Annotated in this window: 14 protein-coding genes; 2 read left to right on the top strand and 12 right to left on the bottom strand. The window is 45.5% G+C overall.

The genetic code is table 11. From position 1 onward, the window contains the following. Nucleotides 1–5: 5 nt before the first annotated feature. Nucleotides 6–938, bottom strand: coding sequence for a beta-ketoacyl-ACP synthase III (locus CVD19_RS09065; protein WP_101581519.1), 933 nt, complete (start codon nt 936–938; stop codon nt 6–8). 217 nt (nt 939–1155) lie between these two features. On the opposite strand from CVD19_RS09065, the gene CVD19_RS09070 reads away from it, so the two are divergent. Beyond that, on the top strand, nt 1156–1431 hold the full coding sequence (locus CVD19_RS09070; RefSeq protein WP_101581520.1) for a hypothetical protein: 276 nt from the start codon (nt 1156–1158) through the stop codon (nt 1429–1431). A 54-nt stretch (nt 1432–1485) separates the two neighbouring features. Here the strand turns inward: CVD19_RS09070 and CVD19_RS09075 are convergent, their stop codons facing one another. The 4 genes from CVD19_RS09075 to CVD19_RS09090 form a co-directional block, all read right to left on the bottom strand. Next, on the bottom strand, nt 1486–1686 hold the full coding sequence (locus tag CVD19_RS09075; RefSeq protein ID WP_101581521.1) for a ComZ family protein: 201 nt from the start codon (nt 1684–1686) through the stop codon (nt 1486–1488). A gap of 14 nt (nt 1687–1700) precedes the next feature. Next, complete coding sequence (locus CVD19_RS09080; protein WP_101581522.1) at nt 1701–2657, bottom strand: BMP family ABC transporter substrate-binding protein; 957 nt, start codon at nt 2655–2657, stop codon at nt 1701–1703. 138 nt (nt 2658–2795) lie between these two features. Further along, the gene (locus tag CVD19_RS09085) at nt 2796–3638 is read right to left on the bottom strand and encodes a hypothetical protein (protein WP_101581523.1); all 843 of its coding nucleotides are present in this window, start codon (nt 3636–3638) and stop codon (nt 2796–2798) included. Nucleotides 3639–3741: 103 nt separating this feature from the next. Continuing rightward, the gene (locus CVD19_RS09090; RefSeq protein ID WP_101581524.1) at nt 3742–4479 is read right to left on the bottom strand and encodes a hydrolase; all 738 of its coding nucleotides are present in this window, start codon (nt 4477–4479) and stop codon (nt 3742–3744) included. 306 nt (nt 4480–4785) lie between these two features. On the opposite strand from CVD19_RS09090, the gene CVD19_RS09095 reads away from it, so the two are divergent. Continuing rightward, nucleotides 4786–4977 (top strand): YjzD family protein, encoded by a 192-nt coding sequence (locus tag CVD19_RS09095; RefSeq protein WP_101581525.1) that lies wholly within the window; start codon nt 4786–4788, stop codon nt 4975–4977. A 52-nt stretch (nt 4978–5029) separates the two neighbouring features. On the opposite strand, the gene clpB is transcribed toward CVD19_RS09095, so the two are convergent. The 7 genes from clpB to argB form a co-directional block, all read right to left on the bottom strand. Next, complete coding sequence (gene clpB / locus CVD19_RS09100; protein ID WP_101581655.1) at nt 5030–7624, bottom strand: ATP-dependent chaperone ClpB; 2595 nt, start codon at nt 7622–7624, stop codon at nt 5030–5032. Between the two features lie 138 nt (nt 7625–7762). Then, complete coding sequence (locus CVD19_RS09105; RefSeq protein WP_101581526.1) at nt 7763–7942, bottom strand: YjzC family protein; 180 nt, start codon at nt 7940–7942, stop codon at nt 7763–7765. Between the two features lie 87 nt (nt 7943–8029). Further along, on the bottom strand, nt 8030–8989 hold the full coding sequence (gene argF / locus CVD19_RS09110) for an ornithine carbamoyltransferase (RefSeq protein ID WP_101581527.1): 960 nt from the start codon (nt 8987–8989) through the stop codon (nt 8030–8032). Next, the gene (locus CVD19_RS09115; RefSeq protein ID WP_101581528.1) at nt 8986–12099 is read right to left on the bottom strand and encodes a carbamoyl phosphate synthase large subunit; all 3114 of its coding nucleotides are present in this window, start codon (nt 12097–12099) and stop codon (nt 8986–8988) included. The genes argF and CVD19_RS09115 overlap by 4 nt, the downstream gene beginning before the upstream one ends. Beyond that, the gene (locus CVD19_RS09120) at nt 12092–13171 is read right to left on the bottom strand and encodes a carbamoyl phosphate synthase small subunit (RefSeq protein ID WP_101581529.1); all 1080 of its coding nucleotides are present in this window, start codon (nt 13169–13171) and stop codon (nt 12092–12094) included. The genes CVD19_RS09115 and CVD19_RS09120 overlap by 8 nt, the downstream gene beginning before the upstream one ends. Nucleotides 13172–13246: 75 nt before the next feature. Then, nucleotides 13247–14404, bottom strand: coding sequence for an acetylornithine transaminase (locus CVD19_RS09125; protein WP_101581530.1), 1158 nt, complete (start codon nt 14402–14404; stop codon nt 13247–13249). Next, nucleotides 14404–15174 carry an acetylglutamate kinase gene (gene argB / locus CVD19_RS09130; protein ID WP_101581531.1) on the bottom strand — a complete coding sequence of 257 codons (771 nt, stop codon included), beginning with the start codon at nt 15172–15174 and terminating at the stop codon, nt 14404–14406. The genes CVD19_RS09125 and argB overlap by 1 nt, the downstream gene beginning before the upstream one ends. Between the last annotated feature and the right edge of the window lie 19 nt (nt 15175–15193).

Raw genomic sequence — 15193 nt, forward strand, 5'->3', positions numbered from 1 at the left:
GAGTGTTATTTACCCCATCGCAAAGCTATGGCCCCCCACGTCAAACCGCCGCCAAAGCCTACCATTACAATCAAGTCACCGTCTTTTATCTTGCCTGCTTCCAGTTCTTCCACTATTGATATTGGTATTGATGCAGCAGACGTGTTGCCGTATTTATGGACTGTTTTGGACATTTTTTCAGGCGGCAGTTCCAGCCTTTGCCTGGCAGCTTCCATAATCCGGATGTTCGCCTGGTGAGGAACGAGGAAATCGACGTCTTCTTTTGACAGTCCTGCTTTCTCAAGAACGTTGACGCTGCTTTCTCCCATCTGGCGCACAGCGAATTTAAATACTTCTCGTCCGTTCATTACTATGAATTCGTCCTGGTACAGGTATTTTCCTCCTGAACCGTCTGCACCAAGCTCAAAAGAGAGGATCCCCCTGCCTTCTGCTACGGGCCCGACAATGACTGCACCGGCTCCGTCACCAAATAAGACAGCTGTATTCCTGTCGGTCCAATCAGTGATTTTGGACAATTTTTCTACCCCTACAATTAAAACATATTTATAGGCACCGGTTTCAATAAATTGCTTGGCAGTCACCATGCCGTACATGAAGCCTGCACACGCCGCGCTTAAATCCATCGCAGCCGCTTTCCTGGCGCCAAGCCGGTCCTGAAGCATGCATGACACAGTTGGGAAAGGCGTGTCAGGCGTAACCGTGGAAACCAGGATTAAATCTATTTCTTCAGGTGAAATGTTGGCATTCTCAATCGCTTTTAATGCGGCTTCATAAGCCATGTCAGAAGTGTCCTGGCCTTCTGCAGCAATCCGCCGCTCTTCGATCCCAGTCCTTGTGCGGATCCATTCATCAGAAGTATCCATCTTTTTTTCTAAATCATGGTTTGTAACCACTTTATCGGGCAAGCAACGGCCAATCCCTACAATCCCTGCATTCATGGAGCCATCTCCTTTAATCTTTATGATACCGGGCAAATTTCGCTGCCCAACAATTGTTATCAAATATTATGACTTGGTGCTAATTTTATCAGAAGGAAAGGAAATGATGCAACAGCAAAATTAAATTCCGCTATCCATATACGGCTCTTGTCTAAACAGATATCATCCAAATTTCATACACTGAAACGGGAATGGTCAAAAGAAAGGTGAAAATGAGATGGCAAATGAGGAACGTATAGAATCAGAGAATTCTTCCATGGACAAACATGAAAAATTCCAGGAAACAGACCCTGTCTTCCGCTTTATGTTTGGCGGGCCTAGGGGCACGGGAAACCGCCCTAAAAAGCAAAATACCGGAGTGGAGGGTTTCTTAGAACAGATTGATCTTGAAGAATTGATGGTCCAGATTGATACACTGCTAACATCGGCAAAGGAACTGAAACCGCTTGTAAGTAAAGTCCGTCCGTTTATTGACCAGTTTTTTAGAAAATAAAAAAGCTGTGGCAATCGCTACAGCTTTTCATGCAGGCCATTGGGCGCGGCCAGCCTATTCTCCCTGCAATTCTTTTTTTGCATCTGCTTTCCCCAGCTCATACGCTTCGTTCATTACATTTGTAAAAAGTGACAGAAAAGGCTGGAGCATTACCATCGAAACTTCGATGCCTGCCTGGTCAAGCTGTTGTTTTACTTCCGGAAAATATTTCATTGCTATTTGCATGAATTCCATTGATTTGTCATTGGTTTGCATACTGTTCGCTCCTTTTACTCGATTTCATTCGGCAATTTGCCCGATTTTTCGTATGTATTAATATACTTCTCCAGGGTGGTCCTGAATTTTTCATCTACCTTTGGACTGAATTTGCCCATAGAGATGACACCATCTTTAAAATCAAAAGACAGGTTACCTGATTCCAGCTTTCCTTCGTTAAATCTCTCAGCTGCAAGCTCATAAAGAACATCAACATGCTGGACGGTACTCGTCAGTACAGTCGACTTCCCCAGGTCGGCCTGGTCCGAGATGTAGCCAATTACGTACAATCCGCGCTCTTTCACTTTTTCAATTACAGGTACATTGTATCCATCCCCTGCGGGATATACGACATCCGCACCGCTGTCAAGCACGTTATCCAGCACTTGCAATGCTTTTTCATCGTCATCCCAGTGCCCAATGTACTGGATATCAACTTCAATATCTTTGTTTTCAAAAATGGCGCCTTCATAAAACCCTTCCACTTCAGGCTGCCATTCATATGCGGCAAGGATTGCCACCTTGTTGGACCTGGACATATGCGCGGCAACCATGCCGCCAAAGAATCCCATTGCATAAGATTCAAAATTCAAGCTCGTCGTGTTTTTATTTCTGGCATCTCCATTGAAACTGACAAAGTGAATATGGGGATAGTCTTTCGATAATCGGTTAAAATATTCCGTGTACTCACTTCCGTGTCCAAAGATAAAGTTAACGCCCTTTTCCTCAAATTCTTTTACTGCCTGTGCAACAATCAACTCAGAATTCATGCTTTCTTTATAATAGACATTAACATCATAGTTGCTCTGGATTTTCAGCAAACCGTTATAACCTTTTGTGCCCCAAGTCTGGTCATTGATAGTTTCAGGGACAAGCAGGCCGACCTTTTCGATTTTCTCGGTCGATAGAGGTTGTCCACATCCGCCAAGCAAAAGAAGGCATAAAAATATCAGGCTAAGTCGTTGCAACATTATATGCATCTCCTTATCAAAACACAACAAAGGTAACGAATCTTCGCGCTGTCTTTCTCATTCGTCCCGGTAACTTTCACAATCTTTTATATTTTACTCCGGGGAGCATGGATTTGAAAAGAAATTTCTCCAGTATTTTCAAATATCCATGCCGGCTATTCTTTCAAAATGAGTGATCTGTTTTTCTAAACCGGTAAGGAAATCGGTCTGGCTGGCAACAGCAACGATGTTGATGGACGGACTCCAAACTACATTTTTTTTGTTTGTGTCAGCATTTCCTTCGTAGCCGGGGAGGATAGAACGTGTGCACTTATCCCACAAATTCGTTTCCATGCTTTTTAGCAAAAACCGCCCCGTTTCTGGCTCTTCAATCAATTTTATCAATGAATCGACTGCATCATCAATAAACATGGCATCGCCAGTCCATTCCTTTTCGCTTAAAACCGGTGCATCCAATTTCTGTTTCTCTTGTAAAATTAACTGCTGAAAAAAATATTCCTCAGGCTGCCAAGGCCCGAAAATGGTAGGTAAATAAATTTCCTTATGCTGAATTCTGCTTTCTTTTAAAGATTGGATAAACAGTTCGATAGGAGGCATGTCGGTTTTCCCGTCAAATTGAGCCAATTGTGCCGGCAATAACAACGTCAAATTGCCATTGATGCCGGACCATTCTTTCAATTTGCTGATGATACCCGGTTGTTCCAGCAGCCGATCCTCTGAATTTTTCATATATATATCATAAAATGACAGGATTATAGGAGCTTCTTGTTCAAGATTTTCCCCTTCCAAGAGCCATTGTTCAAATGACATTTCTGAAAAATTGGCATTTCTGCCTATCTCCATGCGCATTTCTTCAAAAAAAGCACCTTGATTTTGCTCTGTTTGATTTACGCCTTTCACCTGTATTCCTCGTTCAAGTAAAGCAGTACAGAGGCTGTAGCCTACAAATCCAAAAACACCCACGATCGTTGCCCTGTCCATCATTTCCCCTCCCTGCAATCTCTTCAGTGTATCCTATGACGGCAAAGGCAAAATTATATTTAACTTTCCAAGGCGATTGTACTTGGTAATCAGCGGGTTTCCCTTACAATATATGTTCATGGCTGTTAAAAAAGCGAATCGCCTGGCTTCCAAGCTGCTGTTTTTTCTCGGGCACCACATAACTTAATGAAACCGGCAGTTTTTGCTGCTCCCAGCGCCTGGATAAATATCTTAAATACTCAGACTGTTTATAGGAACGGTTTCCAGCCAAAACTTGAATCACTTTTACCGGAATTTGCGGATTGAGTTCCGGCCCAGCCGGGGAGCCGGCGAGAACTTCTTCCAGTTCCCGGCCGTCTTCCCTGAACGCATCACCAAGTTCTTTCAATATTTTTTTATAAAAAAACTTATGTTCTTTTTCATGTTCAAGATGCTTCTTCAATGAAAGGACAGGATTGACCAGCAGCATAGAGCGGATATGTAAATCCGGATCGTTCACAAGTTGGAAGGCAGTAAGTGCTCCCATCCCTTCAGCTATTATATGGATTTTATAATTGAGAATTTCGTTTTTGAGGATATGATGGCATAGATGTTTTACAAGTGTTACCGCTTTTTCGCTTCCCCAGTTTCTTCCGTACAGGTTTGAATAAAAAATAGTATAACCCGCGTCTCTTAATTTATTGATGAAGACAAGCTTCCCTTCGTTTTGGATCCAAAAACTGCTCTTTCCATCCACAAAATGCCTTTCGTCCCCAATGATTAAGATACCGAAACCATTTGGCTTCGCAGGATAATGGACCATGTTCCATTCGGTATCCAGTTTGAAGTTTCGGCTCTCCATTCTAAAAACTCCTTTTACCTGAAATTGTTCATATTAATGTATGAAGTTTCACATAAAATGAAAGGGACTTTGCCTATTATGGAACAATAAGCGAATTGGATTATCTGCCCAATGTTTATACAAGCATTATACCAGCGATTATGGATGATGAATAAGCGATATATCGGGCAATCAGTCTTTAAGGAAAACATGCGTATTTCCATGCAGGGCTTTTATGGAATAAATCATTCATGATAAATGCTTTTATTATGTTTGCTTCCTATGATAAGATGAAAAGGGATTCAAATATGTTTGAGGTGAAAATCTATGAAATACTTCTGGACACTGTTTTGGACATTCCTTCTCGTCCAAATGCTGACTTATGTTGCGAGTTCCATGCTCGGAGTTGCATTCGATTTTGAGACAGGCAGCATTCTGGCTATTATCGCTGCGATTCTCATTTTCGCCGTACCTTTTGTCATACCAAATGAACCTTCTGACAAACAAGGATTACACTGAGTAAAGGTAAAAAGTCATCCCGAACGAGGGGATGACTTTTTTGTGCCTACTTTTACTTCAGAGCGATTTTTCCCTCATCAACAACAATTTCAAGCTGGCTTTTTTCTTTTATATTACCGGAAATGATTTCTTTCGCAAGCATTGTCTCAATATTCCTCTGCATATACCGTTTTAGCGGCCTGGCCCCGTATACAGGGTCAAACCCGTTTACCGCAATAAATTGTTTCGCCCCTTCACTGATTGTCAGCCTGATATGCTGTTCAGACAGCCGATTTTGCAGATCGGCCACAAGCCTTGCAACGATTTGTTTGATTTCATCCAGTTCAAGGGGCTTGAACATGATGATTTCGTCTACCCTGTTTAAAAATTCAGGCCTGAAATGGCTGCGCAGCTGTGACATAACCCTTTCTGCCGCGGCATCAGGTATTTTCCCAGGATTATCGTAACCTTCCAATAGAGACTGGGACCCAATATTTGAAGTCATGATGATCACGGTGTTTTTGAAATCGACAACCCTCCCCTGCGAATCTGTGATCCTGCCATCATCAAGCATCTGGAGGAGTATATTAAATACATCCGGATGAGCTTTTTCAATTTCATCAAGCAGTATAACGGAGTAAGGCCTTCTTCTCACAGCTTCGGTCAGCTGGCCGCCCTCCTCGAACCCTACATACCCAGGTGGCGCGCCGATCATTCTTGATACTGCATGCTTTTCCATGTATTCCGACATGTCAATCCGGATCATCTGGTCTTCGCTGTCAAACAATGAATAGGCGAGTGTCTTGGCAAGCTCTGTTTTCCCAACCCCGGTAGGACCAAGAAAGATAAGCGAGCCGATTGGCCTGTTCGGGTCTTTTATTCCGGCACGGGCCCTTAACACAGCATCTGCCACAAGCGATACCGCCTCATCCTGGCCGACAACCCTTTCGTGGAGAATGGACTCAAGGCGAAGCAGCTTTTCACGTTCGCCTTCAACAAGCCTGGACACCGGAATGCCTGTCCATCTGGCTACAATTGAAGCAATCTCCTCTTCGGTGACCTCTTCCCTTAACAGCCTGTCCCCTTCTTTTTCACTTACCTGCAACTCAAGATTGTGTAATTCCTTTTCAACAGAAGGAATTTGGCCATGCCGTAATTCCGCCGCTTTATTTAAATCATAATCATTCTCTGCTTTTTCCAGCTCGCGGCGCAGCCGTTCCAGCAATTCACGATGCTCCCGCACTCTCTGGATCGCTTCTTTTTCAGCCTGCCATCTCGCTTTCATTGAGCTGGCCCGGTCCCGCAGGCTTGCAAGTTCCTTTTGCAAAGATTCAAGCCTTTCCCTGCTGGCTTCGTCTTTTTCTTTCCGAAGGGCGGCTTCCTCAATTTCCAGCTGCATAACCTTCCTGGTCACTTCGTCGAGTTCTGAAGGCATCGAATCAATTTCGGTCCTGATCATCGCGCTTGCTTCATCGACAAGGTCGATCGCCTTGTCCGGCAGAAATCGGTCGGTAATGTATCGGTCAGACAAGGTTGCCGCTGCCACGATGGCCCGGTCATGGATATTGACGCCGTGGTGGATTTCAAATCTTTCTTTTAGGCCACGTAAAATCGAAATCGTATCCTCGACATTGGGCTCCTGCACGAGGACCTGCTGGAACCTCCGTTCAAGCGCAGGGTCCTTTTCAATGTATTTCCGATGTTCATCAAGGGTAGTCGCACCAATGCAGTGCAGCTCGCCGCGGGCAAGCATCGGTTTCAGCATATTGCCGGCGTCCATGGCGCCCTCTGTCTTTCCGGCCCCGACAATCGTATGAAGTTCATCAATAAAAAGCAAAATTTTCCCTTCGCTTTTTTTCACTTCATTTAAAACAGCCTTCAGCCGCTCTTCAAATTCACCGCGAAACTTTGCCCCGGCGACGAGGGCACTCATGTCGAGAGCGAATATTGTCCGGTCCTTCAAGCCTTCCGGGACATCCCGGCGGACGATCCTCTGGGCGAGGCCTTCAACGATGGCTGTCTTTCCAACACCAGGTTCTCCGATGAGAACTGGGTTATTTTTTGTTTTTCTTGAAAGGATGCGGATCACATTCCGAATCTCGCCATCCCTGCCAATGACAGGATCGATTTTTCCTTTTTTAACTTCTTCAACAAGATCCCGTCCATATTTCTTTAATGCGTCGTATGTTGCTTCCGGATTCTGTGAGGTCACCCGCTGATTCCCCCTTATGTCTGTAATGACGGTTAATAGGCTGTTTTTATCCAATCCATGCTTTTTTAAAAGTTTTCCGGCGTCTGTTCCTTCTGTACCGAGCTCAGCCAAAAGAAAATGCTCGACTGACAGGTATTCGTCGTTGAAACGTTGCATTTCCACTTCAGCTCGGGCCAAAACACGCTGAAGCATAGCAGTTATATACAATTTTCCGGTTTCCGCGCCGCTCAGTGTGACCTGAGGCTTTTTTTGCAGAAGTGTCGTCAGTTCGGATGTGATTTCGTTAACATTAATTGCCATTCTTTGAAGGATAGAAGCTGCAAGGCTTTCCTCCGCTGAAAGCAAGGACAGGAAAACATGAATGTCATCCACTTCCTGGTGATTATTCTTTACCGCAAGCGTCTGGGCATCTGCAAATGACTGTTGCATACGCTCCGTCATTTGGTTCAAGTCCATTTTCCCTCTCACCCCTTTGACCTTTTTTGACCATTTAATTAAATTATAGAAATTTTTTACCAAAAAGTAAAGCCATCCAGGTCGGATGGCTTGATTTGTAATTATTTGAATATGCTGCACCGGTCTTTATATAATAATTCACGGTTTTGGCTCGTAAGTCCAGATCCGGTTGTGGTTCGATGTCTCTGGAAACCGGTCACCCGCCTTCATTTCAAGCCGTTTTGGATTGATGACATTGCTGCCGGTTTCCCCGATTTCAATATACACTCCGTTGTTCGGAGCCTTCTGTCCAGGACGAAATTGGCGGTTTTGCCCCATTTCAAATGCCTCCTTAGATTGATGGCCTACATGGGGATATTATTTCCTTTATCATTGAATTTTATCGGGCAGACTTCCTTGTCTGTATCAATCGGCCAGTATTTCCGCCAACAGGGCTTTCTGGGCGTGGAGCCTGTTTCCTGCCTGTTCAAAAACAACAGAATTTGGTCCGTCTATGACAGCTGCAGTTACTTCCTCCCCGCGGTGGGCCGGCAGGCAATGCATGAATAAATAATCTCTTTTTGCAAGCCGGGTCAGGCCATCATTTACCTGGAAATCTTTAAAGGCTTCCAAGCGCACTGCATTTTCCTCTTCCTGGCCCATGCTGGTCCAAACATCCGTATAAATGATATCCGCATCCTTCACTGCGGAATAAGGATCTTCAGTAATTTCAATCTTTGATCCTGTATTTTGGGCAAAAAGCTCCGCCTGTTTTACGATATTCTGATCCGGCCAGTAACTCCCGTGTGCCGCGAGCACCATATCCATACCCGTTTTAGCTGAAGCGATCAACAATGAGTGGGCCACATTGTTGCCGTCGCCTATATATGCCAGTTTAAGCCCCTTAAGCCTTCCCTTATTTTCAATTATTGTTTGCAGATCCGCCAGTGCCTGGCAAGGGTGAAATTTATCTGTCAAGCCGTTAATCACCGGGATGGTCGCATATTCAGCAAGCTCTTCAACTATTGCGTGTGAAAAAGTCCTGATCATGATCGCATCTAAATACTGGGACAATACACGCGCCGTGTCCGCCACCGTTTCACCGCGGCCGATCTGCAGGTCATTGCTGTTCAAATATAAAGCGTGGCCGCCAAGCTGGATCATGCCGGCTTCGAATGATACTCTCGTCCGGGTTGATGGTTTCTCGAAAATCATTCCGAGAGTCTTTCCTTTCAAAGGCTCACTTTTCGTAAATAATGATTTATTTTTCAACTGCCCGGCCTTGTTTAATATGAGTAAAATTTCTTCACTTGAATAATCAGCCAAGGTCAACAAATCTTTGCCTTTTAATCCTTTATCGATCACATTCTGCTGGACGGCGCTCATTTTACCACCACATTTCTTTGTATTTGTTGAAGCCATTCACCCATCGGTTTAACTTCCCAACCCAGAGCCTTGCCGCCTTTCAAGTAGGCAAGAAGGGTTTCTTTCTCAGTGAATACCAGCTTTCTATTTTTAACAGCCCACTCACGCAGGAACAGATCTTTCGCGGAGCTGCCGCAGCAATAAACACCTGAGATTTTTGCAGGATCAAGCCTCTTAACGTCGGCACGGGTAAAATTGATGCCGTCTGCGGGTGACAGGTCCAATATTCCTTCGATATCCCCTTCATTCGTATAAAGAATATCTCTTGTATAATTTTCTCCAGTAACCGAATAGAAAGATTTTTTAAGCGCTTCTCCTTCCGACGCAGCTATGCTTATCCCCTCGCCTGTTGAAATCATCTGCGGACTGGTCTTCAAATCCAGTCCCTTCAATGCAAAATTTGAGAATACCGGATGCTTTATGCAAGTAAATGGAACCTCGTATTCCTGCTGCCATAAAACTTCTGCTTTCGACAAACTATATTTCCCGAGCAATATTTTCGTAGCTTTTTCGACAAGCGGAATGCCGGTAATTTTGCTTACAATCGGCATTGTCCGGCTGGAGCGGGGGTTAACCTCCAGAATGTAAACCTTCTCGCCATCAATGATATATTGAATATTCATGAGTCCCCTGTAACCTATCCCCCTGACAATTTTCCCTGCATACTCCAGCATTTTCGCTTTTGCAGCTGGTGAAAAATTCTTGGCCGGAATGATGCAATAACTGTCGCCGGAATGGACCCCGGTCTTTTCGATATGCTCGATAATGGCTGGAACGAGAATGTTTTCTCCATCTCCTGCAAGATCCAGCTCAGCTTCTTTTGCTTCCAGGTACTGGTCAACCAGTATCGGGAACTGAATGCTTCCACTTTTGAGTACATCCATCAACGTAATTTCGTCTTCGGTGACCATCATGTTCTGTCCGCCAATTACATAGGATGGACGGATAAGGACAGGATAGCCAATCGACCCGGCAGCTGTCACGAGACCACTTTCATCTTCTGCAGTTACACCCTTTACACGCGGAATTTCCAAAGAATCAAGCAGCTGGTAAAAATGATCCCTGTCCTCAAACAGGTCAATCATTTCGGAAGATGTCCCGAGCAGCTTGATGCCATTTTCCTCAAGGCCTTTTGCCAGGTTCAATGCAGTTTGCCCGCCCAGCTGGACGATGGCCTCCTCAATTCCTTCCGCTTCAATGACATTTAATACATCCTCAAGCGTTAATGGTTCAAAATAGAGCCTGTCGGATATCGCAAAATCAGTGCTTACGGTTTCGGGGTTATTGTTGATCATGACAGTTTCAACATTTTCATCCCTGATGGCGAACACACCGTGAACCGCGCAATAATCAAACTCAATGCCCTGGCCGATGCTGATTGGCCCGCTGCCTATGACCAGCACTTTCCGGTTTGCCGTTTTTGGCGCTTCGTTTTCACCGAAAAAACTGGAATAAAAATAGTTTGAACCGGATTCGAACTCCGCAGCGCAGGTATCAACCATTTTATACGCCGGCCTTACTCCATGCTGCTTTCTTAAATTACGAACGTCTGATTCGCTCACTCCCCACTCGCTTGCCAGAAATAAATCGCTGAAGCCTTTTTCCTTTAGTTGAAGGAGCTCGGACGTGGTAATATCGTGCATGCTGGTTGCTGACACTTTCGTTTCTAATACTTGCAATTGTTTAAGCTTTGTCAGGAAAAACATATCTATTTTGGTCAGGTCATGAAGTGAAGCCGGACTTACTCCCCGCCGCAGCAGCTCCATCAGCACAAAAAGCCTTTCGTCCGTCTGTTTTTTTACCAGATTGGTTAACTCTGCAGTTGTTTTGCCTTTCAGTGCCGGTTTGTTCAGGTCCACTGTTTTTATGTTCAAGGAACGGACCGCCTTCAACAGGGCCCTTTCAAAATTGCGGTCAATCCCCATGACTTCGCCTGTAGCCTTCATCTGGGTCCCGAGAGTGCGGTGGATGCCCGGGAATTTATCGAACGGCCATTTTGGTATTTTGACGACTACATAATCAAGGGCCGGTTCAAAGCTGGCAAAGGTATTGCCCGTAACAGGGTTTTTCAATTCCGAAAGTTGATAGCCCACAGCAAGCTTGGCAGCCATGCGCGCAATCGGGTAGCCAGTTGCCTTCGAGGCGAGCGCCGACGACCTGCTGACACGGGGATTGACCTCAATCAAATAGTAATTTTTGCTCTCGGGGTCAAGTGCAAACTGGATATTGCAGCCCCCGACGATCTCGAGCGCGGAAATGATCTTGACCGCGGCTGTCCTCAGCATCTGGTATTCACGGTCAGTAAGTGTCTGCGATGGCGCAACGACAATGGAGTCACCAGTGTGGATGCCAACGGGATCTATGTTTTCCATATTGCAAACCGCAATGCATGTGCCGCTTGAATCTCTCATCATTTCATATTCAATTTCTTTAAAACCGGCGATGCTTTTTTCAATCAGGCACTGGCTGATCGGACTTTCATTCAAGCCGCCACTAACAAGGCTTTTCAATTCTTCCGCCGAGTGTGCAATGCCGCCGCCAGTTCCCCCAAGTGTATAGGCTGGCCGTACGATTACAGGGAATCCCGTATCTTCGGCAAAAATAAGCGCTTCTTCAACAGAGTGGACGATTTCACTTTCAGGCACTGGTTCATTCAGCTCATGCATCAAGCTTCGAAACGCCTCCCTGTCTTCCCCTTTCTTGATTGATCCGATGGAAGTTCCCAGCAGCTTCACTCCATGTTTTGCGAGGATGCCCTGCTCACTAAGTTTTAATGCAAGGTTTAAGCCCACCTGTCCCCCCAGGGTGGCAAGCAGACCATCAGGACGCTCCCTTAAAATGACCTTTTCAACACTTTCAACCGTCATTGGCTCAAAATAAACAGCATCAGCAAATACATCATCAGTCATGACGGTGGCTGGGTTATTATTCATTAAAATGACTCTGTACCCTTCCTCTTTGAGGGCAATGCACGCCTGTGTGCCGGCATAATCAAACTCCGCGGCCTGGCCAATGACGATCGGCCCTGAACCAATGACCAAAACTGTACGGATATTAGTATCTTTAGGCATAATTAACAACTCTCTCGCTTAATGACTTTACATTCTCAATAAATTCAGTAAAAACAAAAGCACTGTCCTCTGGCCCCGGATTAGCTTCAGGATGAAACTGGACTGTGGTCAGCGGAAGTGACGGGTGGGAAAGTCCTTCCACTGAGCCGTCATTGCTGTTGTAAAAACGTATGGATAACCCTGTTTTTTCAAGGCTTCGATCATCAACGACAAAGCTGTGGTTTTGTGATGACATAAACACTCTTCCTGTCGCTTTGTCTGTCACAGGGTGGTTGGCGCCCCTGTGGCCAAATAACATTTTTTTCGTATCGGCCCCAAGTGCAAGGGCAGCCAACTGGTGCCCAAGGCAAATGCCGAGGACGGGATAGCTTTCAATCACTTTTTTGATTGACTTCAATTGTCCTGCGACATCCTTGGGGTCGCCGGGTCCGTTTGAAAGCAGCACACCGTCAGGCTTGAGCGCCGAGATTTGTTCAAATGTTGCGTTGAAGGGCACAACCGTCACCTTACAATCTCTTTTTAGCAGCGATTCAACAATTGATTTTTTACAGCCGTAATCAATGAGGACGATATGGGTACGTCCGGTACCGTACGATATTTGCTGCTTCACTGAAACACGGTTGACTTTCATTTCTTTGACAGGATCAGCAATAAATCCAGCTTCCCTGTCAGATGAAAGGAGAGCAGGCATCGACCCATTTTCACGGATCCGTTTCGTTACTGCTCTTGTGTCAACATGGCACAAAATAGGAATATTCCAGTGTTGTAAATAATCGCAAAACGTCGTCTTTGCTTCATAATGGAACGCAGCCTGGGCACCTTCATAGATAATCACAGCTTTGGCATGCGGCTTTTGGCTTTCAAAATCATCTTTATTAATTCCATAATTCCCGATGAGCGGGTATGTGAATACAATAATCTGGTCTTTGTATGACGGGTCGGTCAAGACTTCCTGATAGCCGGTCATTCCGGTATAAAATACAACCTCTCCTGAAAGTTCGGCTTCAGGCGTATTTCCAAGCCATTTCCCTTGAAATGTTTTTCCGTCAGCCAGATGTAGATATCCTTCCATTTGGCACCTCACAAAAGATGTATATTTATATATATTTATTAATATTTATTCATTAGTCTCGAAAAAAGATACAGCTCAAATCGTTGCAGCTGCAAAATTTTTCATTGTTTGTGCCAGTAATTGAATGGCTTCATTAATCTCTTCTCTTGTAATGTTCAGCGGCGGCAGAAGCCTGATTACATTTTCACCAGCCGGTAATACGAGCAGCCCTTGACTGCGGACCTCCGCAAGTATCGGCATTGCACTGCCGGCTACTTCAATTCCCGCCATCAATCCAAGTCCCCTGATTTCCTTTACATCCTCAAAACCACTGAGGGCCGTTTCGGCCTGTTCAATCAAGTATTCACCACGAGCGGAAACTTCTTTTAGAAAGGATGGCTGAAAAATTGTCTCCATCGTGGCAACTGCGGCTGCAGTGGAGATGGGGTTCCCTCCAAAGGTGGAACCGTGGCTGCCAGGCCCGAATACCTCCCGCAGGCCTGATTTAGCGACGACAGCCCCAATTGGAAGGCCGCTGCCCAACCCCTTGGCGACTGTAATGATGTCGGGGTTGATTCCGAAGTGATGAAAGGCAAAAGGTTTGCCTGTACGCCCGATGCCTGTTTGGATTTCGTCAATGATCAGCAAGGCTCCATTCTGTTTGCATGCTTCTTCAACTGTTTTAAGGAACACCTCACTCGCAACATTGATTCCACCCTCTCCCTGGATTATTTCCAGGATGACCGCAGCGGTGTCTTTGTCGATTTCATCCATTAGTGCCTTCGTATCATTAAATGGAAGATGAATGAATGTTTCCAGCATCGGCCCAAAGCCAGTCTTGATTTTATCCTGCCCGGTTGCAGCCATTGTCGCAAAAGTCCGCCCGTGAAAGGACTTAATGAAAGATATCACCTTTGACCGTCCGGTCGCTTTCCTGGCAAGCTTGAGGGCAGCCTCATTTGCCTCGGCCCCGCTGTTGGCGAAGAATACGCAATCCAGGCCTGCTGCTGTTCCCAGCAATTGTGCGGCTTGCTCCTGCACATGCTGCGGAAACAGGTTGGATACATGCCAGAAGCTGTCCAACTGTTTCGCTACAGCCTCTTCGACTTGTTTAGGCCTGTGCCCGAGATTGCATACTCCGATGCCGGAAGTAAAATCAAGATATTCCTTTCCATCCGTTCCGGTAATCCGGGATCCGGATGCACTTGCCGGCTCAACCTCCCAGCGCTGGTATGTGGGGAATAGGTAGCTCATTATATCACCCTCTCTTTTTGGACAATGGCGGTTCCGGCCCATTTTCCATTTTGATAGAATGCTTTTTTTCCAGAAACGATCATGACTTTGTCCAATCCTGTTTTTAATGCGGAAATCGCTGATTCCACTTTCGGTATCATTCCGCCATATATTTTTCCGGCTGAAATATGCTCATTGATTTCTTCCTGGGTCACTTCCTCCAGTATCTCTCCTTCTATCAAAATACCATCGACATTGGTGACGAACAGGCACCGTTCTGCCCGAAGCGCCTTTGCTACTGCTGCTGCTGCATAGTCGGCATTGATGTTAAGCCTCGCTCCATCAGCAGTTACCGCAACAGGTGTGATAACCGGGATAAATCCTTCCTTTGCGACCATAAATATCATTTCTTTCTCGACAGATGTAATGCTTCCTACATATCCAAGTTGATTTTTATCAATATACTCGGCCTTCAAGCATTCACCGTCACTGCCGTTCAAGCCGAAAACTTTGAATCCTTTTCTGGAAAGGAGTCCGCACAGCTGCCGGTTGGTTTGCCCTGACAGGACCATCTCCACAATTTCCATCGTCTTTTTACACGTGACTCTCAGGCCATTGTGGAATTTAGAAGGGATTTGATGGAGCTCCAGCATCGCATTGATAGCCGGGCCCCCTCCATGGACAATGACCGGGAAGTATCCGTTATCTATAAGGCTATTCAGGCTTGAAATAAATCCGTCTGCCAACTCATCAAGGACACTTCCGCCACATTTAATGACGACGAGTTTCATCAATCTCTCTCCTTGCCTA

This window comes from Bacillus sp. T33-2, from assembly GCF_002860205.1.
Taxonomy (GTDB): Bacteria; Bacillota; Bacilli; order Bacillales; family Cytobacillaceae; genus T33-2.